Origin of the sequence: Leptolyngbya sp. FACHB-36 (assembly GCF_014695955.1) — a bacterium.
GTDB lineage: Bacteria > Cyanobacteriota > Cyanobacteriia > Leptolyngbyales > Leptolyngbyaceae > FACHB-36.
On sequence record NZ_JACJPG010000436.1, the window covers coordinates 1 to 20,465 of the forward strand.

General features: G+C 53.3%; 21 protein-coding genes. 7 read left to right on the top strand and 14 right to left on the bottom strand.

Annotated elements, in window-relative coordinates; translation table 11 throughout:
• From H6F43_RS12210 to H6F43_RS12220, 3 genes are all read right to left on the bottom strand, one after another.
• On the bottom strand, window positions 1–362 hold a 362-nt coding region (locus tag H6F43_RS12210), incomplete at its 3' end, for a phosphoribosyltransferase family protein (RefSeq protein WP_277879927.1).
• A gap of 60 nt (window positions 363–422) precedes the next feature.
• On the bottom strand, window positions 423–1,871 hold the full coding sequence (gatA, locus tag H6F43_RS12215; RefSeq protein WP_190343030.1) for an Asp-tRNA(Asn)/Glu-tRNA(Gln) amidotransferase subunit GatA: 1,449 nt from the start codon (window positions 1,869–1,871) through the stop codon (window positions 423–425).
• Between the two features lie 242 nt (window positions 1,872–2,113).
• Window positions 2,114–2,662 carry a Dps family protein gene (locus H6F43_RS12220; protein WP_190343031.1) on the bottom strand — a complete coding sequence of 183 codons (549 nt, stop codon included), beginning with the start codon at window positions 2,660–2,662 and terminating at the stop codon, window positions 2,114–2,116.
• A 639-nt stretch (window positions 2,663–3,301) separates the two neighbouring features.
• Here H6F43_RS12220 and H6F43_RS12225 point away from each other — a divergent pair.
• From H6F43_RS12225 to H6F43_RS12240, 4 genes are all read left to right on the top strand, one after another.
• Window positions 3,302–5,641 (top strand): hypothetical protein, encoded by a 2,340-nt coding sequence (locus tag H6F43_RS12225; protein ID WP_190343032.1) that lies wholly within the window; start codon window positions 3,302–3,304, stop codon window positions 5,639–5,641.
• Between the two features lie 241 nt (window positions 5,642–5,882).
• Window positions 5,883–6,389, top strand: coding sequence for an LptA/OstA family protein (locus tag H6F43_RS12230; RefSeq protein WP_199290313.1), 507 nt, complete (start codon window positions 5,883–5,885; stop codon window positions 6,387–6,389).
• A gap of 67 nt (window positions 6,390–6,456) precedes the next feature.
• Complete coding sequence (gene lptB / locus H6F43_RS12235; protein ID WP_190343034.1) at window positions 6,457–7,185, top strand: LPS export ABC transporter ATP-binding protein; 729 nt, start codon at window positions 6,457–6,459, stop codon at window positions 7,183–7,185.
• Window positions 7,186–7,227: 42 nt separating this feature from the next.
• Window positions 7,228–8,406: an LptF/LptG family permease gene (locus H6F43_RS12240; protein ID WP_347272405.1), complete on the top strand. Its 1,179-nt coding sequence runs from the start codon at window positions 7,228–7,230 to the stop codon at window positions 8,404–8,406.
• Window positions 8,407–8,437: 31 nt separating this feature from the next.
• Here the strand turns inward: H6F43_RS12240 and H6F43_RS12245 are convergent, their stop codons facing one another.
• Window positions 8,438–9,154, bottom strand: coding sequence for a response regulator transcription factor (locus H6F43_RS12245; RefSeq protein WP_190343035.1), 717 nt, complete (start codon window positions 9,152–9,154; stop codon window positions 8,438–8,440).
• A 362-nt stretch (window positions 9,155–9,516) separates the two neighbouring features.
• Between H6F43_RS12245 and H6F43_RS12250 the strand changes: the two genes are divergently transcribed.
• The gene (locus H6F43_RS12250; RefSeq protein WP_190343036.1) at window positions 9,517–10,134 is read left to right on the top strand and encodes a CPP1-like family protein; all 618 of its coding nucleotides are present in this window, start codon (window positions 9,517–9,519) and stop codon (window positions 10,132–10,134) included.
• Window positions 10,135–10,222: 88 nt separating this feature from the next.
• Here the strand turns inward: H6F43_RS12250 and hppD are convergent, their stop codons facing one another.
• Window positions 10,223–11,317 (bottom strand): 4-hydroxyphenylpyruvate dioxygenase, encoded by a 1,095-nt coding sequence (gene hppD / locus H6F43_RS12255; RefSeq protein WP_190343037.1) that lies wholly within the window; start codon window positions 11,315–11,317, stop codon window positions 10,223–10,225.
• Window positions 11,318–11,582: 265 nt separating this feature from the next.
• Here hppD and H6F43_RS12260 point away from each other — a divergent pair, with 265 nt between their 5' ends.
• Complete coding sequence (locus H6F43_RS12260; RefSeq protein WP_190343038.1) at window positions 11,583–12,386, top strand: RodZ domain-containing protein; 804 nt, start codon at window positions 11,583–11,585, stop codon at window positions 12,384–12,386.
• A gap of 48 nt (window positions 12,387–12,434) precedes the next feature.
• On the opposite strand, the gene H6F43_RS12265 is transcribed toward H6F43_RS12260, so the two are convergent.
• Window positions 12,435–13,331, bottom strand: coding sequence for an MBL fold metallo-hydrolase (locus H6F43_RS12265; RefSeq protein WP_190343039.1), 897 nt, complete (start codon window positions 13,329–13,331; stop codon window positions 12,435–12,437).
• Between the two features lie 117 nt (window positions 13,332–13,448).
• A complete protein-coding gene (gene surE / locus H6F43_RS12270) occupies window positions 13,449–14,243 on the bottom strand; it encodes a 5'/3'-nucleotidase SurE (protein WP_190343040.1) in 795 nt (264 codons plus the stop codon).
• Between the two features lie 191 nt (window positions 14,244–14,434).
• Here surE and pheS point away from each other — a divergent pair, with 191 nt between their 5' ends.
• Window positions 14,435–15,436 carry a phenylalanine--tRNA ligase subunit alpha gene (gene pheS, locus H6F43_RS12275; protein ID WP_190343041.1) on the top strand — a complete coding sequence of 334 codons (1,002 nt, stop codon included), beginning with the start codon at window positions 14,435–14,437 and terminating at the stop codon, window positions 15,434–15,436.
• Window positions 15,437–15,761: 325 nt separating this feature from the next.
• Here the strand turns inward: pheS and H6F43_RS12280 are convergent, their stop codons facing one another.
• The 7 genes from H6F43_RS12280 to H6F43_RS12310 form a co-directional block, all read right to left on the bottom strand.
• Window positions 15,762–15,968, bottom strand: coding sequence for a hypothetical protein (locus tag H6F43_RS12280; protein ID WP_190343042.1), 207 nt, complete (start codon window positions 15,966–15,968; stop codon window positions 15,762–15,764).
• A gap of 199 nt (window positions 15,969–16,167) precedes the next feature.
• Window positions 16,168–17,025 carry a GNAT family N-acetyltransferase gene (locus tag H6F43_RS12285; RefSeq protein WP_190343043.1) on the bottom strand — a complete coding sequence of 286 codons (858 nt, stop codon included), beginning with the start codon at window positions 17,023–17,025 and terminating at the stop codon, window positions 16,168–16,170.
• A gap of 117 nt (window positions 17,026–17,142) precedes the next feature.
• Complete coding sequence (locus H6F43_RS12290; protein ID WP_190343044.1) at window positions 17,143–18,024, bottom strand: M48 family metalloprotease; 882 nt, start codon at window positions 18,022–18,024, stop codon at window positions 17,143–17,145.
• Between the two features lie 210 nt (window positions 18,025–18,234).
• On the bottom strand, window positions 18,235–18,603 hold the full coding sequence (locus H6F43_RS12295) for a hypothetical protein (RefSeq protein ID WP_190343045.1): 369 nt from the start codon (window positions 18,601–18,603) through the stop codon (window positions 18,235–18,237).
• Between the two features lie 143 nt (window positions 18,604–18,746).
• Entirely contained in the window at window positions 18,747–19,172 is a 426-nt protein-coding gene (locus tag H6F43_RS12300; RefSeq protein WP_199290310.1) for an NUDIX domain-containing protein, read from the bottom strand.
• The gene (locus tag H6F43_RS12305) at window positions 19,169–19,735 is read right to left on the bottom strand and encodes a GNAT family N-acetyltransferase (RefSeq protein WP_190343046.1); all 567 of its coding nucleotides are present in this window, start codon (window positions 19,733–19,735) and stop codon (window positions 19,169–19,171) included. The genes H6F43_RS12300 and H6F43_RS12305 overlap by 4 nt, the downstream gene beginning before the upstream one ends.
• Before the next feature lie 3 nt (window positions 19,736–19,738).
• Complete coding sequence (locus tag H6F43_RS12310) at window positions 19,739–20,320, bottom strand: TIGR00730 family Rossman fold protein (RefSeq protein ID WP_190343047.1); 582 nt, start codon at window positions 20,318–20,320, stop codon at window positions 19,739–19,741.
• Window positions 20,321–20,465: the final 145 nt, after the last annotated feature.

A 20,465-nucleotide genomic window follows, 5' to 3' on the forward strand; every position in this document is an offset into this window, starting at 1 on the left:
GTGACCGCACCGATCGCCAACTCACGATTTTCCGGCTGGGTAATTTTCTTTGCCACGACAACATCCAGCGGGCAGCCCAGAACCCGCGCCACCGAACTTGCAATTGGCAATCCACCTCGCGGCAGCGCGTAGACCACACAGCGCTTTGCCCCCTCAATTGGGAGCTGAGCGACCTCGGCTAGCACTGCCTGCGCCAGCTTTTCGCCTGCTTCATGGCGGTTTTCAAACAGACTGGTAGAGTTAGAATTCTCGAATGGCTCGATCGCCGACATACCGCCTCCAACCACGATCGACCTTTTCTGCAAGGTCTGACGTTCCCTCCATGATGCCTGAATTTTTCTAAACCAACTGGATTTCAGCATGTTTTTTGAGAAAACTTGCGTCTACACCCGGTTTAATCGATTTTTCAACGCGATTCAGACTCACAGGTTGGGCGATCGTCGATGCCACTCGGTCGATTGCTCATAGGCGTACGCAACCTGAAGCACTTGGTCTTCCCGCAGCACATTGCCGATTAGCTGCAGCCCGATCGGCAGCCCTTGCCCGTCGAAGCCGCAAGGAATGCTGATGCCGGGAAGCCCTGCTAGATTGACCGGAATCGTCATCAGGTCGATGAGGTACATACTGAGCGGGTCGGCAGCTTTGTCACCAGACTTAAATGCCGTTGTTGGCGCTGTCGGACAAACCAGCACATCCACCTGCCCAAAGGCTTGCTCAAAATCCTGCTTGATCAGCGTCCGCACCTTCTGCGCCTTCAGGTAGTAGGCATCATAGTAGCCAGCCGACAGCGCGTAAGTGCCGATCATGATGCGGCGCTTCACTTCTGCACCAAAGCCTTCTGCACGGGTGCGCGTGTACATCTCCATGAGATTTTCGGCGTCAGCCACTCGCGCTCCGTACTTGACCCCGTCGTAGCGGGCGAGGTTTGCCGACGCTTCCGAAGGCGCAATGATGTAGTACGCCGCAATACCGTAGCGGAAGCGCGGGCAGGAAATTTCCCGCACTTCGGCTCCTAGAGTTTTGAGGTGATCGATCGCTCCCCGCACGGCTTTCTCGACCTCTGGGTCCAAGCCCTGACCAAAGGTTTCTTGAATCACGCCAACTTTCTTGCCCTTCAAGTCAGTAGTGAGGAATTGCGTGTAGTCGGGAATCTCAACCTTTAAACTGGTGGCGTCTTTGGGGTCGTGTCCGGCGATCGCGGTTAGCAAAATCGCGGCGTCCTCTACGCTATGGGCAAACGGACCAATTTGATCCAGTGACGAGGCAAACGCGACCAATCCGTAGCGCGACACCAGCCCGTAGGTCGGCTTCATCCCGACAATGCCGCAGAAGGAGGCTGGCTGACGAATCGAGCCGCCTGTATCAGAGCCGAGGGCTACGGTGCATTCGTCGGCTGCAACCGCGGCAGCGGAACCCCCAGACGAGCCGCCCGGAACCCGCGAGATGTCCCACGGATTCGCGGTTTTTTGAAACGCGGACGTTTCCGTTGAGCCGCCCATTGCAAACTCATCCAGGTTGGTTTTGCCAACCATGACGGCACCCGCCGCAAACACTTTCTGCGTCACGGTGGATTCGTAGGGCGGCACGAAGTTTTGCAAAATCCGCGAGGCGCAGGTCGTCGGAATGCCCTGCGTGCAGAGATTGTCTTTGATGCCGATCGGAATTCCCGCCAGCAGCCCGATTTCTTCGCCTGCTGCCAATTTGGCGTCTATCTGTCGCGCTTGTTCAAGTGCTCGATCGGCAGACACATGCAGAAAACTATGCAGCTTTGGTTCTCGTGCCTGGATCGCGTCTAAAGCGGCTTGGGCAATTTCAACTGCCGATCGCTGTTTCTGAATCAGTTGTTGGTGGAGTTCACGAATGGATGCCATGTCCCATGCCCTAGCAGGCTCAAAGTCCAACTTTACAGTATACGGTGAATGCGTAAATTAAATGGGCGGACCTCGTTGGGCTGGAGCGACCGTCTTAACCCAGCAGCTTCTGAGCCAATTATCTGAGCCAATTAAATGCTGTAGCCTCCAGATCCTCTTTCGTAAGAGAAGATCTGGAGGCTAATTCAGTTAATCTTCAGGTGTTAGTCTGAACTAAACCGCTAGACGCCGATCGCTAGTCACTAATTGCCAGCCGCGCCCACAGGGAACTTCACGTCCTCTTGAGGTAGTTTCCCATCGGGTTCGATCGCGATCCCGTCAATGAACGAACGCAGCATCCACGCCATTTCTTCATGCCCTTCCATCAGTCCGGTGAGGAAGTCAGCCGTTCCTTCGTCATGGAACTCTTCCGAACACTGATCAATGTGCTCACGCAGGCCGCGAATGATCGTCTCGTGGTCTTCGATCAGGTTGGTCACCATCTGACGAGCGGGAGGCACATTTCCCGTATGCTCTTTGATCGAGCCAAAGCGCAAAAAGCCTTCAGCAGTTCCCACGGGGAAGTTACCCAGTTGACGGACACGCTCGGCGATCGCATCGATGCTCTCGCTCAGGGTTTGGTACTGCTCTTCCCACAACTGATGCAAAGAGCGGAATTCCGGTCCGGTGACATCCCAGTGATACTTCTTGGTTTTGATTTGTAGCAGATAACTGTTTGCTAAGTCAGTGTTCAGCAGTCCGCAAACGCCATTGCGTTGCTCCTCTGACAAGCCAATGTTAAGTTTACGCATCGAAGTTGCTCCAGTCATGTTCCTTTTCTAGGAAACCAAATCTGCCCCAAGTAGGGCATCGATCGAAGGTGAGATACTTTGAGGGCCGCGTTATTTCTGAAGTGAGACTGGTTAAAAATCGTTAGGCAGCAGGAGCAAACAATGGTGGACCAACTTTAGACTGAGAAAGCCATCAGCGCGAATGGCTGTCAATCGTTTGCGAGGCACGATCGCCGCCTTATACCAATTCGTAATTCGGAAATCGCAATTCGAAATTGCAGAAGCTGCAGTCCGTCTACGTTTTAGTGGTTTGATCTGTAGCTGGAATTTAGAGAATTGGTATCACTTGCTGAAAGTTTGTGCAGGGGTCGATCGACTGCTGCCGAGATTCCCACGACTCTTACGGGTCGTAATCCTACGGCGTCTCTGGATCAACATCGAGTTCTTGGAGTCTCGCGGCTAGGCGTTCTTCTCACTGTGGCTCTCGACTCTGGGCGATGAAGCTTCAAGATTGCAGCCTCTACTTGATCGATCCCCTGATCCTGCTTTTGATTCCCGTGTTTTTCCAGACCCACGCTCCCTTGTCATACCGCCCTGGAAACATTCCCGAATCATTCCGCTTCAAGTGAACTGTTCAGGCAGTTTGGCTGACTTTCTCTTATGCGCGATCGCTCGATTATTGCTTCACTTCTCGGTTTGCTAATCACTACAACCCTGCCAATTTTTCCTCAGGAGCAAGTTTTCGCTCAAAGCTGTCAACCCCAGTTTATTTACGATCAATATCGTCGGATCCCTTATCCAATCCAACCCCTACCGGATGAGATTGCTACTAACTCTGTTTCGCGCCAGCTTGCCGTACTGACTGAAATCGCTGCTTCCAACACGATCGAGTCAAATGTTCAAATCAGTCTTGATCAGTGGCTGATTGGTAGACCGGGTGCTAGTCGTCCAGATGCGCCGACTCCACCGCAAATGGCGCTACTGCTCAAAGAACTATCGCTCAAACCGCAGTCGGGCGAAACGGCTCAGCTTTTACAGATATTCGATCGACTGGCGGCTCAGATTGAGCGGCTCGACGATCCACAAGTGAAGGTTGGGCTAATGTCTGGACTCGCACGCTTTTACCAACAGCTTGGTTCATCCGATCGCGCCACCACTACCCTCACTCGCGCTATTGAATTCAGCCTAAAACAACTTAATCCCCGCATTGGCGTTTCTAATTTGGGTCGGGTGTTGACAACTGCTTTAGAACTAAAACAAGCACCAAAGATTGCACCCCTATTAAACTCAGTTGAATCCTCGATCGAGTCTCTCATTCAGCCCGCAGGACCGAACGAAAACGCCACAGTGTTTCAGGTAACAATTCCATTAACGTTGGCACAGGTGTATGTCGAAACTCAGCAACCTGAAAAAGCGCTGCGACTCGTCGATCGAGCGGCAAAATTCGCGCCACCCAATCAGCAAAATCCGGATCTCGCTCGGCTATATCTCCAACTCAATCAAGCAGACAAAGCGAAACCCTACCTCAATGCGATCCTCAAAGGCTACATTCCTGTGGAGGATCCGCGCTATGCCGTCCTAGTCGCAACCTATGACACGCTCAAGCACCCTCTTTCACAACAGCTTTTTAACGCAGCCTGGGAGAGCGCTAAAAACCCTATCCCTGAGAGCCGAGGCGACTTTGTCAGCCGCTATCTTGAAGCAGGCGGGAACCTCGATCGAGTTGCTCAGGCGCTCCGGTCAAGTCCCCCTGAAATGCGGGTCGATTACCTGCTGACGGTGGCAGGAGCGTATCGTCAACGCAACCAGCCCCAACAATCCACTCAAGCGATCGAGCAATTTGTTCAAGCCGTTCAGCAGCTTCAGAACTATCAGGACGGCAGCAGCGCGATCACACAAGCGATTGAGCAAGCTTATGTCCCAGAAGCCAGCCTTGCCTTTCAACGGCTAGCTAGGTTGAGTGTGATAGCTGCCAATCCCTACACCACGATTTATCTCGCTCAAGCTACCAATTCGTTAGAGGCGATCGAGCCTACAATACAGCGCTTGAGCAAAACCAAGCCAGCGCTGCGGACTGACTTACTTCAGCAACTCGCGATCGCGTATGCGCAAAGGCAGAATGTTGATAAAGCAATGACCCTTGCTGCCCAGATTCCGCTGCAAGATTCTGACCCGACTCGCTCTCCCCAAATCGAAACGTTGGCGCAGGTTGCAGCTGTTCTGTATCAAGCAGGTCAAGTGGCTCCAGCTCAAACGGTCTTTGCCAAAGCAATTAATTCCGCTCAAGGAATCTCAGCCCCGCACATTCGGGCAACTGCCTACGGCGCGATCGCCCGCGCCTATACCAAAACAGGACAAGGTGAAGCAGCGGAAACCGCTCGTCAGAATGCAGTCAAATGGGCAAAAGCAATTCGAGCCGATCCCAACACAGGGATAGCAACAAACTACGTGTTGTCTCTGGTCTCGCAACAGTTTCTCAACCACACTCAAGTTGAAGCAGCTTGGAAAACACTGCAAGAAATTTCCAAGGACGCATACAAAGAAACCAACATCGATAACCTTATAGTGAGCGCTATGATGTCGGGTCAGCTAAACATTGCTCAACAGGCATCTGAACTGATTGCTGCCTATCAGACACCCGAGGCCTTCTACCAGATTGCACCAAGCATTGCTCAGGCGTATCTCAACCGGAATCGTCCTGTGGAGGCGATCGCACTGCTCGATCGCGCCACGAAAGTCTTGAACAGCCAAAAAAAGCGCTCAATTAATACGTTGGCTGAACTGATTCGGCTCTACGCCCGAGCGGGCCGAATTGATGCTGCTCAACAGTTGCTGGCAACGTATCCAACTTCAGGTCAAACCGGTATGGATCAGCGCAGGCAAGAACTTCAGCAGTATGTGAGCTGCTATGCTCGACGGGTTAGCCTTCAAGCGCCAGGGCAATCGGCTGTCATTTCAAGTCCTCTGTGGCTGCGTTCACCGTCAACTCAGACTCTGTGACTGGCTCTAGGGCGCATTGATTCGTACGGTCAAGCGCTTTAGCGGCTTGAGCTTTACTGCCTAAATCCGCTCCAAGATTTAGCCATCGAACCGAAACTTTGGGATAGACAGCCGCGTCAAACATCCTAGGTAGTAGATTTGATTTCACCAACTGTCGTGAAGTCCGAGTAGGATTGGGTAGGCTACCGATCGTCTAACGTGCGTCTCATTCACCGTTTCCCTGAGTTCATTGGCCATGCCCATGTTGTTCTCTCCGCCACCTTTAAAGCTGTCCGCGATCGTCCTATTAGCTCTGCTGCTAGGGAGTGTGGCTCGTGTGCCCATAGGACGAGTTGCTAACGCGCAAACGAACTCCGGGCAGCCGATGCGGCTCGAAGCCGATATCCAGGAGGCAAACGCTAAAACGGGCGTTGTCACAGCGCGAGGTAATGTCCGTATCACCTACCCATCGCGTCAGGTGCAGGCAACGGCAGCTCAAGCACAATACTTTAGCCGCGAAGGTCGTATCGTGCTTAGCGGAAATGTCTACGTGTTGCAGCAGGGCAACAGTCTGCGCGGCGAAACGGTGACCTACTTACTCAATGAAGGACGCTTTGTCGCCCTTCCCCAATCGCAGCGGCAGGTAGAATCGATTTATATCGTTCCAGAAGCATCGCCGCCCCCTGCGCCAGCGGCAAGCCCGCCATTCAGCACCGAGTCGGAATTTTCTGCTCCCAGCGGCACGTCTTTACCGCCGGGTCAGCGCTGATGCCAGTCTGCTTTTGATAAGATGTCGGCAGATGATTGTTTAACGCGGCACAACCAGGAGTGGGCTGTTGAAGATTGCGCTGGAAAACGTTCACAAGTCCTACGCTTCGCGGGTGGTTGTGAGTCGGGTTAGCCTCTCGGTGGCTCAGGGAGAAGTGGTAGGGCTGCTGGGTCCCAACGGCGCGGGCAAAACGACAACGTTCTACATTGCGACGGGGCTAGTGAAGCCGAATCAGGGTCGCGTTTGGCTGAATGACCTGGAAATCACCACCATGCCAATTCACCAGCGGGCGCGATTAGGCATTGGCTACTTAGCACAGGAGCCGAGCATTTTCCGACACCTCACGGTTCGGGAAAATATTTTGCTGATTATGGAGCAGACGAAGATTCCTCGACGAGAGTGGGAGGGACGGCTCAACGCCTTACTGAAAGAGTTTCGGCTAGAGAAGGTGGCGCAGACGCTGGGAGTGCAAGTGTCGGGGGGTGAGCGTCGTCGTACCGAGCTTGCTCGGGCACTGGCGGCAGGACGGGATGGTCCGAAGTTTCTGCTGCTGGACGAGCCGTTTGCTGGGGTAGACCCGATCGCCGTTGCCGAAATGCAGCAGTTAGTCGCGCGACTGCGCGATCGTCAGATGGGAATTCTGATTACCGATCACAACGTGCGCGAAACCCTGGCAATTACCGATCGTGCCTACATCATGCGCGACGGTCAAATTTTGGCCGCTGGCAGTGCGGAGGAACTCTACAGTAACCCTCTGGTGAGACAGTATTACTTGGGCGACAATTTTCAGCCATAAGCTGATAGCTGTTGCCATTCGCTTCCCTTGTTTTGCAGGCGTATGACTTTAGATTCTCCGCTCGATAAGCGTTCGCTCAATCCCTTCGGCTGGTTGGGAATCTCTGTGATGGACCGCTACATCGCAGGTGAGTTGATCATGCCGTTTTTGTTTGGGGTGGGGGCATTTTCGTCGATCGGCGTTTCCGTTGGGGCGCTGTTTGATTTGATGCGGAAAATCACCGAGTCCGGATTGCCGCTGATGGTGGCGCTCCAGGTGTTTTTGCTCAAGATGCCCTACTTCATCAGTCTGGCGTTTCCAATGTCAATTTTGCTGTCGTGCCTGATGGTCTACGGGCGGCTGTCTGGCGACAGCGAGCTGATCGCTCTGCGAAGCTGCGGGGTGAGCGTGTATCGCTTGATTACTCCCGCGATCGTGATGGGCTTGATCGTCACGGGCATTACGTTTGCGTTTAACGAGGCGATTGTACCGGCTGCCAACCTTCAGGCGTCTCGCACGCTTGATCAAGCGCTGAATCGGGAGCAGCCGACCTTTCAGGAAAGAAACATCGTCTACCAGGAATTCCGTAAAGGCAGACAGGCGAATGACGAGCGAATCGACCAGCTCTCGCGCATCTTCTACGCCAGCGAATACGATGGACGGCGCATGAAAGGCTTGACGATTCTAGACTTCTCGCAGAACGGCCTGAGCCAAATCATCGCTGCCGAGTCCGCCACCTGGAACTCCAGTACCAAGATCTGGGATTTCTTTAACGGCACGATCTACGTTATTGCGCCCAACGGCTCCTACCGGAACATTCTGCGATTTCAGCAGCAGCAGCTCCAGCTTCCCCGTACGCCGTTGGACATCGCCGAGTCCATCGCGGACCCTGGCGAAATGAATATTGCTCAAATCCGGCAATACCTAACGCTGCTAAATGCTACGGGAAACCAAAAGCAAATTCGCCGCTTCCGCCTCCGTATCGACCAGAAAATGGCGTTTCCGTTCGCCTGTCTAATCTTTGCGCTGGTTGGCTCCACGCTGGGTGTACGTCCTCAGCGGACCAGTCGAGCAACTGGCTTTGGGATTAGCTTAGTAATCATTCTCTGCTACTACCTGTTTATCAGCGTGGGTGAGGTGCTGTATCAATTCGATATTCTATCCTCAACTGTGGCGGGCTGGCTACCGACGCTGATTGGGTTAGCAGCAGGAACTGCGCTACTGGTTAGAACTGGAAAATAGCGATCGCAGCGTAGCGACCGCCCATCGATCGCTACGCTCCCGCTTCTTGCTTCATGTCTAGCGGAGCCTCAAACTTGTAGCCAACTCCGCGAACAGTCTGAATCAGAGCAGGCTGACTGGTATCAATTTCAATTTTTTTGCGGATCTGACCGATATGCACATCGACGACTCGCTGGTCGCCAACGTATTCGTAGTCCCACACTTCTTGAATGAGTTCTGCTCGTCGCCAAACGCGACCCGGATGGCTTGCCAGAAAGTGCAGCAGATCAAACTCTAGCGCCGTTAGCGGCACCAGATCTTCGTTCAGTTTGACCTCGCGACGAACCGGGTCAATGACCAGCTTGTCAAAGGTGAGGCACTGCTGTTCCGCCGTAGTGACAATACGCTGACGCTTAAGAATTGCTCCAACTCGCACGCCGAGTTCACCAAGACTAAAAGGCTTGGTGATGTAGTCGTCAGCGCCCTGAGTGAACCCTTTGATTTTGTCTGCCTCGTCCGTGCGGCTTGTCAGCATCAAGACAAACACACTCGTACGGCTTTGCATTTCTTGACAAAGGTTATAGCCATTCGCGTCAGGCAAGTTCACATCCAGAATCACTAGGTCGGGATTGAATTGCTCAAAGAGCGTCATCGCGTTCTTGCCGTCTTCAGCAGACTCCATCTGGTAGTTTTGTTTGGTCAAGAAACGGTGAATCAGGTTCCGGACGGCGGGATCGTCATCAACCACAAGAATCTTGGCAGGAGCCATAGCCATAACCTTGCATCAGGAGTAATAGGGGTGAATAAGGCGTCCTTAGCAGCGAGGAAAACAGGGAGAGTAGATACACAGAATAAAAAACCGCTGTAAGAGACATTACGTATCCAACATTCTAGACAATAGTTTACGAATCGCCTGATATTGAGTTAGACGAAGCATATTGACTCTGCGGATGCTGGAGTGTTTTTGATCGCAATCTCCCGATTGTTATGACACCTGCTAGAGTGCTCCATCAGGATTCAAGCGCTGTTGCTTTTGCTAGCATACTCAAACATCCGAATCGTTCCCATACATAAAGGCTTGTGAACAGGTTTAGACTAGGTTAGCTTGGAAGGGAGGTGGAGTAATCGGCAATGAGTAATCAGAGTCCATACGAACAGCTTGGGGTCACAGAAGAGTCGAGTTTTGAGGAAATTCAGGCGGCTCGCGATCGTCTGTTTGCTCAGCACACGGGCGATCGCAAGCAGCTAGAGTCTGTCGAAGCGGCTTACGACGCGGTGCTGATGGAGCGCTTGCGGATGCGCCAGGAAGGAAAAATAAAGGTCCCCGATCGCATTCGCTTTCCAGAAAAGCTCGTTCAAGCCCCCAGCCCTGCTCCGTCTCCGACGAGCCAGTCTCCTAGTTGGCTTCAGCGACTGATTGATACCCCTTCCCCTAAAGACATTTGGCTTCCGGCAGGTGTTCTAACAGCGCTGTCTGTGCTGACTGCGCTGGTACCATCGCCGAACGTGCTGCAAATTGCCTGGATTGCGGCATTGGGGTCAAGCTTCTACTTTCTGTACCGCAAAGAGTGGAAGCTGGGTCGAGCGGTACTTCTGGGGCTGCTTGGGTTGATCGTTGGCTTCTTTGTTGGCAGTTTATTTGGGGGACTCCTCCAGCCTCAGCTTGCGGCGATCGCCCTCAGGCAAGAGGTTTTTGCCACAGCCGCCACGTTCTTCATTCTGTGGCTCGTCAGCAGCTTCCTGCGCTAGCGGCTTGAACTACACGCAGAAGCAAAATTACATGGAGCTAGGCTACCGTGCACCGCTTCTGCATGGCGATTTGCAGATGGCGATCGCGCTATTCGTGGTGGGCAATTCGGGCAAGGCTGCCTCGCTTCATTTGTTCGCGCTCGATCGCCTCAAACAGCGCTCGAAAATTGCCTTCACCAAATCCCTGAGCGCGTCTCGACGCATTAGCGCTAGACACCTGGCGCTCGATTAGCTCGAAGAAGAAAGTGGGCAGCCCAAAAATTGGCTGGGTAAAGGTCTGGAGCAAAACGGCATCGTCGCCGTCCTGCCAGTCCACGAGAATTTCCTGCGCCTCAACTTGCTGCAAGTCGATTTCCGACAGAGGCAGCCGCGATCGCTGTCGTAGCTGTGTGTAGTAGCTGCTGGGCACTTGAAGTAGAGACACACCCCTGCAACGAAGCTGGGCGATCGCCGAGACTAAGTCCACGGTTTCCAGAGCGATATGTTGAATTCCCGGTCCGCGATTGATGTCCAAAAACTCCTGGATCTGAGAGTTTGGCGAGGCAGGCTCATTAATTGGCAGTTGCACCTGACCGAGAGGGTGCCGCATGACCCGACTGCACAAGCCAGAGTACGAGGTTTGGATGTCGAAGCGCTGCTGCGGCTGAAATCCTAAAACAGCCTCGTACCATCGTACTGCCTGCTCTAGCTCGCCGCTAGCGACGTTGAGAACAAGATGGTCGATGCCGATGAACGAGGATCGGTGGGACGAAAAGGGGATGGACGGGTGCGGAGCGGGCAATAGGGAGGTGATGCCTGATCGCTCAACAAAGGTATGAGTCAGGTCGCCCCACGCTGCGATCGTGGCCCACTTGAAGCAACCGCTTTGCTGTCGTTCGATTTGGAGCGGCTGCCGCAGGGTTGCTCCATGCCTAAGCGCTTGGGCGACTGTTGCCTCAATATCGGCAACGCAGAATGCTACGTCTGCTACACCGGGCGGATGCTGCTGCAAAAAACCCGCAATAGGACCCGTGGGTGTCAGCGGCGAGCACAGCACCACGTAGACGGAGCCGCTACTTACAACTTCAAAGCAGCCTTGAGCATCTTGACTGCTGGCAAGCGATCGAAACCCCAACTGGTGCACAAACCACTCGCGGGTAACGCTGGCATCCTCCACGTAAAAGCGAACATGGTCAATCTTCATATCGCTGTAAACCCAGGCTAAAGGCGTTTCTGAGTGTCAATTCTGCCCTGATCTACATAATTCTCTGGTCATCCTTTGGGATGTTGTCGGTTTTTCCGTTTCTCGCCCACGTCCGATCTCGTCTTGAATCTTTACATGTATTCACGGTTTTATCTATCATACTGACGGCACTGGACCTTACAGAACACAGCGACCAACAGGGTTATGCCTGATGTACTAAAGCATCACAGCTTACCTTGCGCTTTTTAAGACGGCACAGAGGGCAATGACGAAATTAGATGCGGCTCAGGTCGAACAACTGAAGACCATTGGTGAATATTTGTACAGCGAGCGTGAGGCGCGCGCCATTCCTCTCGAAGAGGTGGCAGTAAGAACATTCATTCCGCTGCGTCTTCTGCAAGCGCTAGAAGTCGGGCAGGTCGATCGCCTACCGGAACCCATCTTCGTTCAAGGATTTATTCGCCGCTATGCCGACACGATCGGCTTGGACGGCATGGCGCTCTCGAAGACCTTCAATCCTGAACCTGCGCCCGTGGTGATTAAACCGTTAGAAGTCGAACCTGTCGAAGTGCTTCAGCCACCGCATGAACTGGGTACGCCACTTCCCCCTCGTCCAGTTGAATCTGCGGCAGCACCGCAGTCGATTCCGCCCTATCTATCGATCGCCCTTGCGGGAGTTGCTCTGCTGCTAATCGGCGTTGGGGCATTCAGCCTGCTAAACCGTCCGAGGTCCGTTGCCCCATCGTCAGCGTCTAGCTCTGCTGCAACCCAGCAAGCACTCAGGCCTTCAAGTAGCTCTTCCGCGCCTAAGTCAGCATCCGCAGGCTCGAATGCTCCCGTGCAGGCGACGATCGAGCTAAAGGACGACTCCTGGATGCAAATCATCGCAGACGGCAAGACAGAGTACGAAGGTATTCTCAAGAAAGGCAACAAGAAGACTTGGAGCGCTAAGAAGAGCCTGGTGATCCAGGCAGGCAATGCTGGTGCAGTGCTGGTGTCCTATAACCAGGAAGCTGCAAAACTGCTAGGTGCCCCTGGAGAGGTCAAGGACATCGCCTTTCCTCCCTAAGTCAGCACAAGCCCATTGAGGCGTGATCTCAGCCGTTGGTTTGGCGTCTTAGCGAGTTGACAAGCTGCGCGGAGGCGTTGAAGCCGTAATCGAGGGGGGAGTTAGCACGATCGAGCGCCCTTCGGCTGCCATGAAGCTGTTGGGAAACGCCTCAGCGACTTGTTCTCCAACGCTATTGAGAAACTCGTCATCGTGCAGGGGGTCGTGGTGGAAAATCACCAGGGTCTTTACGTTTGCGGCGATCGCGATTTTGACGGCTTCCTGCCAGGTAGAGTGCCCCCAACCAACTTTGCTTGACTTTTCCGAGTGGTACTCCTCATCGGTGTAGGTCGCATCGTAGATCAACACATCTGCCTCACGCGCCAAGTGCAGGACATTCTCATCTAACTGGTTGGGCAAATGCTCGGTATCGGTGACATACGCTGCTGAGCACCCACCCCAGTTGACCCGATATCCGATCGCCTGACCAGGATGGTTCAGCAAGGCATTTTCAACCACCACGTCGCCGATTTCGACAGACTCCCCAACTGCCAAATCGTGAAACCTTAGATCGGCTCCCATAATTTGCAGCGGCACAGGAAAGTTGGGGTGGAGCATTTGGTCGTTCAACCGCTGCTCGATCGTGGAACCATTAGGCGCGATCGCGCCGTAGATGTGAAACCGATTGCCCTGAATGAACGCAGGCGTGAAGAAGGGAAAGCCCTGAATGTGATCCCAGTGAGAGTGCGTAAAAAAGATGTGCCCTTCAGTGGGCAATTGTGACAGAAGCGACTGTCCCAAGACCCGAATCCCTGTACCGCCGTCAAAAATTAAGCGGTGCCCTCCCATGCACATCTCGACACAAGGGGTGTTGCCGCCGTAGCGTACAGTTTTGGGTCCCGGGGAGGCAATACTGCCCCGAACTCCCCAAAACGTAATGATGAATTGGTTGTGCCAACTGGACATGGGGTTACGACCGTCGCGCTCCTATGCAAACTTTACTGAGTTTCCCGACTTCTGGCAGATGACAGCAAATGGATTGTTCTTAGAGTACCTATATTTTGAGATACATCAATCATAGCTTCATGATTTAGGCTGAAATTTCCAGTTGTGCAGGCGCTGCAAGCCTAATTTTGAGGTCAAGTTGTACTGAAGCGGGGTAATCGTGATGTAGTTATCCCGGATTGCCTGGACATCAGTTGGTACATGCTCCAGTTCGTCGGCTGGTTGCTCCACCTCTTCCAGCAGCTCGCCAGACAGCCAGTAGTAGGTGCGTCCTCTAGGATCGACGCGCTTGTCAAACACGTCGATGTAGCGGCGAACTCCCTGACGAGTCAGGGCAACACCCGCGATCGCTGCCTGCTCAACCGCAGGAACATTCACGTTCAGCAGCAGCAGTTCGGGAAGGGGTTGTTCGGCAAGCTGGGCAATCAGCGATCGAGCAAACGTGGCGGCAGGCTGAAATTCACGAGACGAAAAACTGGTAAGGCTAAAGGCAATGGCGGGAATGCCTTCGATCACACCTTCCATTGCCGCCGACACTGTTCCCGAATACAGCACGTCTGTTCCTAAATTTGAGCCGTGGTTGATTCCAGACAGAACAAAATCGGGAGGGCTATCCAGCAGCGCCCACAGTGCTAGTTTAACGCAGTCGGCAGGAGTTCCAGAACACGCCCACGCCTTGACGGTTGGGTGAAAGACCGACTCGACAATTTCAGCGCGGATGGGATGATGCAGCGTTAGCCCATGCCCCGTTGCCGATCGCTCCTGATCGGGGCACACCACCGTCACCTCATGCCCCGCTTCTGCCAATGTATCGGCGAGCGATCGGACACCCTGAGAAAAAATCCCATCGTCGTTACTAATCAACAGTTTCATCGTGAATCACTTGCACGTCCTACATCCCACACCCTACACCTCGCGCTTGGGTTTTGGGCCGAGATTTTTGTGCTTGATGGGTAAGGAGCCGCCGCAGGCTGTGAAATTGCTGGGAGAAGTCCAGTTCAACCTCTAAACTGATAGGGTGGAGAAAAGAGTTTTGCCTCCCGTTGACCCTCAAAGCTTTGACTATGACTGTTCAGTCCACAGACCTTGAAGCGCAGCTAGACGCCATTCGTCAAGAAGCCCAGCAGGCATTAACCGCCGCCGACACCTTGGAGCAGCTAGAACAACTGCGGGTGAAATACCTGGGTAAGAAGGGTCCAATCCCGCAGGTGCTAGGCGGAATGGGCAAGCTCGATCCAGCCGATCGTCCCCGCATTGGCGCACGAGCAAACGAGGTCAAGGATGCGATTCAGCAGGATCTCGATCGTCGTCGCACCGATTTACAAGCCGCCCAGATTCAGGCGCAGCTCGAAGCAGAAACTCTCGATGTGACGATGCCCGGAGTCTATACCCCTCAAGGACGCGTGCATCCAGTGAATGCCATGACCGATCGCGTTGTCGATATCTTCGTTGGCTTAGGCTACACAGATGTCGAAGGTCCGGAAATGGAGACTGATTACTATAACTTCGAGGCGCTGAATTTTCCACCGGATCACCCAGCGCGAGACATGCAGGATACGCTGTTTCTGCCAGACGGCAATCTGCTAAGAACGCACACGTCCTCGGTGCAGATTCGCTATATGGAAGCGAACGATCCGCCTGTGCGAATTGTCATGCCGGGACGCTGCTACCGCCGAGACACGGTTGATGCTACCCACACCGCCGTGTTTCATCAGATCGAGTTCTTGGCGATCGACGAAGGACTGACCTTCACCGACTTAAAAGGCACAATCCGGGAGTTTCTAACGCAGCTGTTCGGCGAGGTGCCGATTCGGATGCGCCCCAGCTTCTTCCCGTTCACAGAACCCTCTGCTGAGGTAGATTTGCAGTGGAAAGGTCGCTGGCTGGAGATTATGGGCTGCGGCATGGTAGACCCCAACGTGCTCAAATCCGTCGGGTACGACCCGGAGGTTTACACGGGATTTGCAGGCGGTATGGGTGTCGAGCGTTTAGCAGCGGTGCTGCACGAAATTGATGACATTCGCCGCCTATACACCAGCGATTTACGGTTTTTGCAGCAGTTCTAGTGGCTGCTAGTGGTCTGTCAGATTTAGTTTGACGAGTCGCCGAGAGCCACGGGGTTGATTAGGGAAATTTTGACGGGTCTTCGACTCGTCAAAATTTCCCTAGCGACACATTGGGAATGAGTGGGCAATGCGTTGGTCGATCGTTCCACCGATCGACCAACCGTCCGCTTTAAACGGACATCAAGTATAGCGGTTCTCGCTCGGTTAAACTACACGCAGCCCTGCCCGAAACGGAAGCAAAATTTCCCCTTCCCGCGAGGGAAGAAGGCAGGTTCTTTAGGCGTACCTTGCTGAATTGGAAACGCTATACCTAGCAGCAAATAGCTTAACTCGCAGGATTGCGGCGCAGTCGCGCCCGTTCGACCATTGCTTGAAGCCGCTCTAGTGGATAGTCTGCAACAAAGCTGTCCCAGGATCGGGCGTGTCCCGCAGCATCGTAGACGTACAGTTTGCCATTAATCGTTCGGCTGGAGACAACCAAATCCAGTGCTCTAGCCAGGTTAAGGCACTGCGTAACCTCACTGTGGGTCATGGGCGTTGTGGAAACGAAGGTGTAAACGAGGATGGAAAAGCAAATCGATCAAGCGCTATTTCCACAAACGCCTAAAGCGTCAATTGCTGGCGCTTACAGAGCGTTAGGGCGACGATCGATTCAGGAATTCTCCTCATCCTAAGCGTAGAGGTAGGAATTTCCCTAGCGGTTTCTGAGGTGGTGACATGAAAATTTGCAATTACTTTTCTCTAGTGAAGAATTGGTAATTACGCCAATCAGTGACCGGTTGGTAGCCGATCGCCTGATAGATTTTGTTGGATGTGGAATTTGCTAGATCGGTGAACAAGGTGCAGTACTGGTAACCGCGATCCAGAAACCGCTGGCTCAGTGCCGCAACACACGAGCTGGCATAGCCCTGCTTGCGATACTCAGGCGGCGTATAGACCAGATTCAGGTGCACCCCACGGTCCAAGAACGGCTGTGCACAGGCGATCGATACAGACGTTCCGTCTTGCCAAAAATACGCTGACTTCTGCTCCAGCACGCTTGTCAACCAGCGCTCTCGCTCAGCGGGATCTTGCGCCACTATTTCCAGTGCCTCTGCATTAAAAGCGTCGTACCACGACAACAGTCGATCGCGATCGACCTCGGTTGCTTGCCGCAATAAGCCGCTGGCTCTGGGTACAGGCTGTACTGCCGTCAATTGATGGATGCGGAGCGCCATGTCGAGTTGATAAGACTGCCCCGTGAGCGCTTGCCAGCACTGAGCAAATCTCTCCGCTTCGGCAGTTGGGGCATTAACGCCGGGGGTACCCAAGCTGCTGTCGTAGAGGTCGCGGGCAATCAGGTTCAGAGCCGCCATATCCGAAACGTGTGACAGTACAATCGGATATGGCGGCGTTCTGGCTGCAACGGCAACAACCTCTCCTGCCGTTTCTACAACCACTAGGTAGGGTAGCTGTGGGTAGCGATCGGGATCGCGCATCAGCCGATTGCCAAGCCGCAGTAATAGATTGTGCGTCACTTCCGCTTGGAGCAGGTAGCCGTTAGCACGCTGCACAAACTCGTGGGCGCTATTGAATCGAACCAGTTTCATCCGCTTTCTCGTATGCCGATGGAGAAGACTACACGAGCACTACAAAAAAATCGGACTTTCGATACTTCGATCGAAAGTCCGAGCGTTGAACTAGATAAATGAACTAGATAAACCCTTCTACGCCGCCACAGCTGGCTGCGCTTGCTGCTGGGCAATTTGCAGCAGGCGCTGAATTCGCTCTTCAGTTGAGGGATGCGTGCGGAACAGCGATTGCAGCCCTTCTGCCGATAGCGGATTGACAATCAGCAGTGGCGACATGGCGGGATTGCCATTCATGGGAATTTGGTGACCGACTGCTTCTAGCTTTTCCAGCGCACGAGCAAGGGCGATCGGATTTCCCGTAATCGCAGCCGATCCCTGATCGGCGGAGTACTCGCGAGTGCGAGAAATCGCTAGCTGAAGCAGCGTGGCAGAAAGCGGTGCAACCACAATCAGAAACAGCAGACCGACAGGATTCGGTCCTCGGCGGCTGTCTTGCGTGACGGGACCAAACATAAATCCAAAGCTAAGGATTTGCCCCAAGTACGAGATGGCTCCGGCGATCGTCCCTACGACTGCTTGGGTTAGCGTGTCCCGATTCTTGACGTGCGTTAGCTCATGTGCCAGAACACCTTCGAGTTCCTCAGGGCTGAGCAGTTCCAAAATCCCTTCAGTTACAGCAACGGTAGCGTGTTCGGGATCGCGTCCGGTGGCAAACGCATTCGGGGATTTAGTCGGCGCAATAAAAATTTTGGGCGTGGGGATGCCAGCGCGATCGCTCAACCGCTCCACCATGCTATACAGCTCTGGTGCTTGCTCACGGTCTAAAGGCTGTGCTTGATAGGCTGCCAGTGCTGCCCGATCTGAGTAGTACCAAGAGCCAAAACTGCTCAGAGCGGCAAGAACCAAGCCAATAATTAATCCGGTTTCGTCACCAACCAGGTAGTAACCACCCAGGACTAAAATTCCACTTAGCAGCCCTAATAGAGCCGCCGTTTTCAATTGATTAATTCCAAGCATACGGCTTCAGTCATTGTTTGTTTCAGCCTCGCAAATTTCAGCGCAGAGGATGTCTACCAACTGAATGACTTTAGCTCCGCCGCTGGTCTAGTTCTTACTGGTGTAGTTCTTACAGCCGCCTAAAGAATTACCGCTACACTCCTTGCACAAATAGCGCCGCTTGCCGCATTCTAGGTAATCGCTATTCGCGTGTTCCTGCTCTAAGGCAGCTTATAGTAAATCTCGATACATTGAGATCTCATCAACTCGCAGTTCGTAGGGCAGTTCTTGCGCGTCGGGGGGACAGATGCGAATCTTTGCGTCCTTGGAAAATTCAGCCAGTTGCGTTCCCAAGAGAACTAAGTTGTTTACCACGCGCCAATTCACCGTCATGTCTGGACATTGAATCACGAGCATCATGGCGCTGGCGTCGATCGTGACGTACCACTCGCAGCTTGATAATACAGACTGCGTAACGCCATCGCACGACTCAAACAAATATTTGGCGATCGAGGCTTCAAGCTGCTGGCGCAGCAGGGCATCGAGTTGATCCACCTGAGGCGGCGGCAAATCATCGGGTGGAAGGAAAGGCGTCATCATAAATTCACTCACTCATTGCTACAGCGAGACAGTTGAGCCGCTCAGTCTTAGTCCTAACAAGCCCGATGCATAATGCTGCTGAACTTAAGAATGATTTAGCAAGAACTCTCAAAACGCTTCGGGGTTGCTTACAAATCCTTACTTCATTCGCTCCAATAATCATTCAAGAAACTTAGCGCACATTGTGTCGTTAAGGTTGTATCAACCGGGAGATTCGTAAGGTCAAACCAGCGCAAATCGCTGTGCTTATTTGGTTCCATGTTTTTGGGAATGCCCGCGATAATTTTTACTAAAAAAACGGGTGCGACCCAATGAACCGCCGCTTCGGGCAGGATATGATTCACAACACCTAGCAGCCTGAGAATTTCGCAATCGACTGATAACTCCTCTTTAACTTCTCGTCGAATCGCATTTTCGATCGTCTCACCAAACTCGACAGCCCCACCTTGAATGCTCCAACAGCCTGCTTCTGGCTCTTTCAACCGCTTTAGCAGCAGAATGCGATCGTGTTCGACAATCACGGCTCCAACCCCAACTCCAATGTAGTCTTTTCCCTTCTGAGGCATCATGGCAGAGGCTGTACGTGGTAAGCGGCACGATCGGACTGACAATCAGGCTGATAGGTGAGTCGATCGATCGAGAAGTACAGCAGGTCCAAGCCATTTTCAACGACGCGCTTGTCAAGGCGAAATCCTGCCCGCTGCACTACGTTGGCAGACGCTAGATTTGCGACATCCGTGTTCGCCACAATTTGCTGGAGCCGTTGAGCTTCAAATGCGTAGCGAACAATGGCTTTTACCGCTTCGGTGGCGAAGCCTCGTCCCCAGTAGTCGGGATGCAAGCCATAAAGCATCTGTAGCTGTTCCGATTCTTCAACGTCGCTAAAGCCAGCAAACCCAATCAAATCCGTTGTCTCTTGAAGAAAAACGCACCACTGCCCCAAACCTTGCTGCTGAAAGCAGGCCAGAGCACGATCGATGGCGGCAGCAGCCCATGCCTTCGACACAACGTTGTCATCGAATAAATATCGCCGCACATGGGGATCGGTCCACAGCGCGTGAAGCGCGTCTAAATCCTCAAGCGTGTAAGGACGCAGCCTTAAGCGATCGGTGTAGAGTTCAACGAGTGTCATGGTTCAGGCTTGGTCCGATCGAATCCACTTGTCCACAAATTGCGGCTGGTACTCGGCTAGTAACGTCAATAAGCGTTCCGGTTCTGATGCTTCTAGCACCAGATTACGCAAGGCAGGCTTGAGGAACTGTTCCCTTACGGCATGATCAAACAAGGTCAGCAGCGAATCGTAATAGCCTGCCACATTCAACAGCCCGTGTGGTTTTTGATGCAGCCCTAGCTGCGCCCACGTTAGGACCTCGCAGAATTCTTCCAGCGTGCCATAGCCGCCAGGAAGCGCCACAAAGGCATCCGACAACTCTGCCATCAGCGCTTTGCGATCGTGCATCGAATTCACCACGTGCAGCTTCGTCAGTCCTGTATGAGCAATTTCCTTAGTAGCCAAAAATTCTGGGATCACGCCGATCACGTTGCCGCCTGCAGTTAGAACCGCATCCGCTACAGTGCCCATTAGCCCTACGTTGCCGCCGCCGTACACCAGCGTCAATCCATGCTGCGCGATCGCGTTACCCATCGCCTGCGCTGCCTGTCGATAGACCGATCGCGTCCCAAAACTTGAACCGCAAAACACACAAATGCTGTTCACAACTCCTCCTTATTGCAGCGGTTTCCACGTCGCAGCGTACCGGATGCACGATGAAAAACTTCTCTGCAATTTACCTCACGTTTTATAACTTTCTAGAAATTTAGTGATCGTGGCTGTCCTTGTATGGTACATTTGTACCAAATTA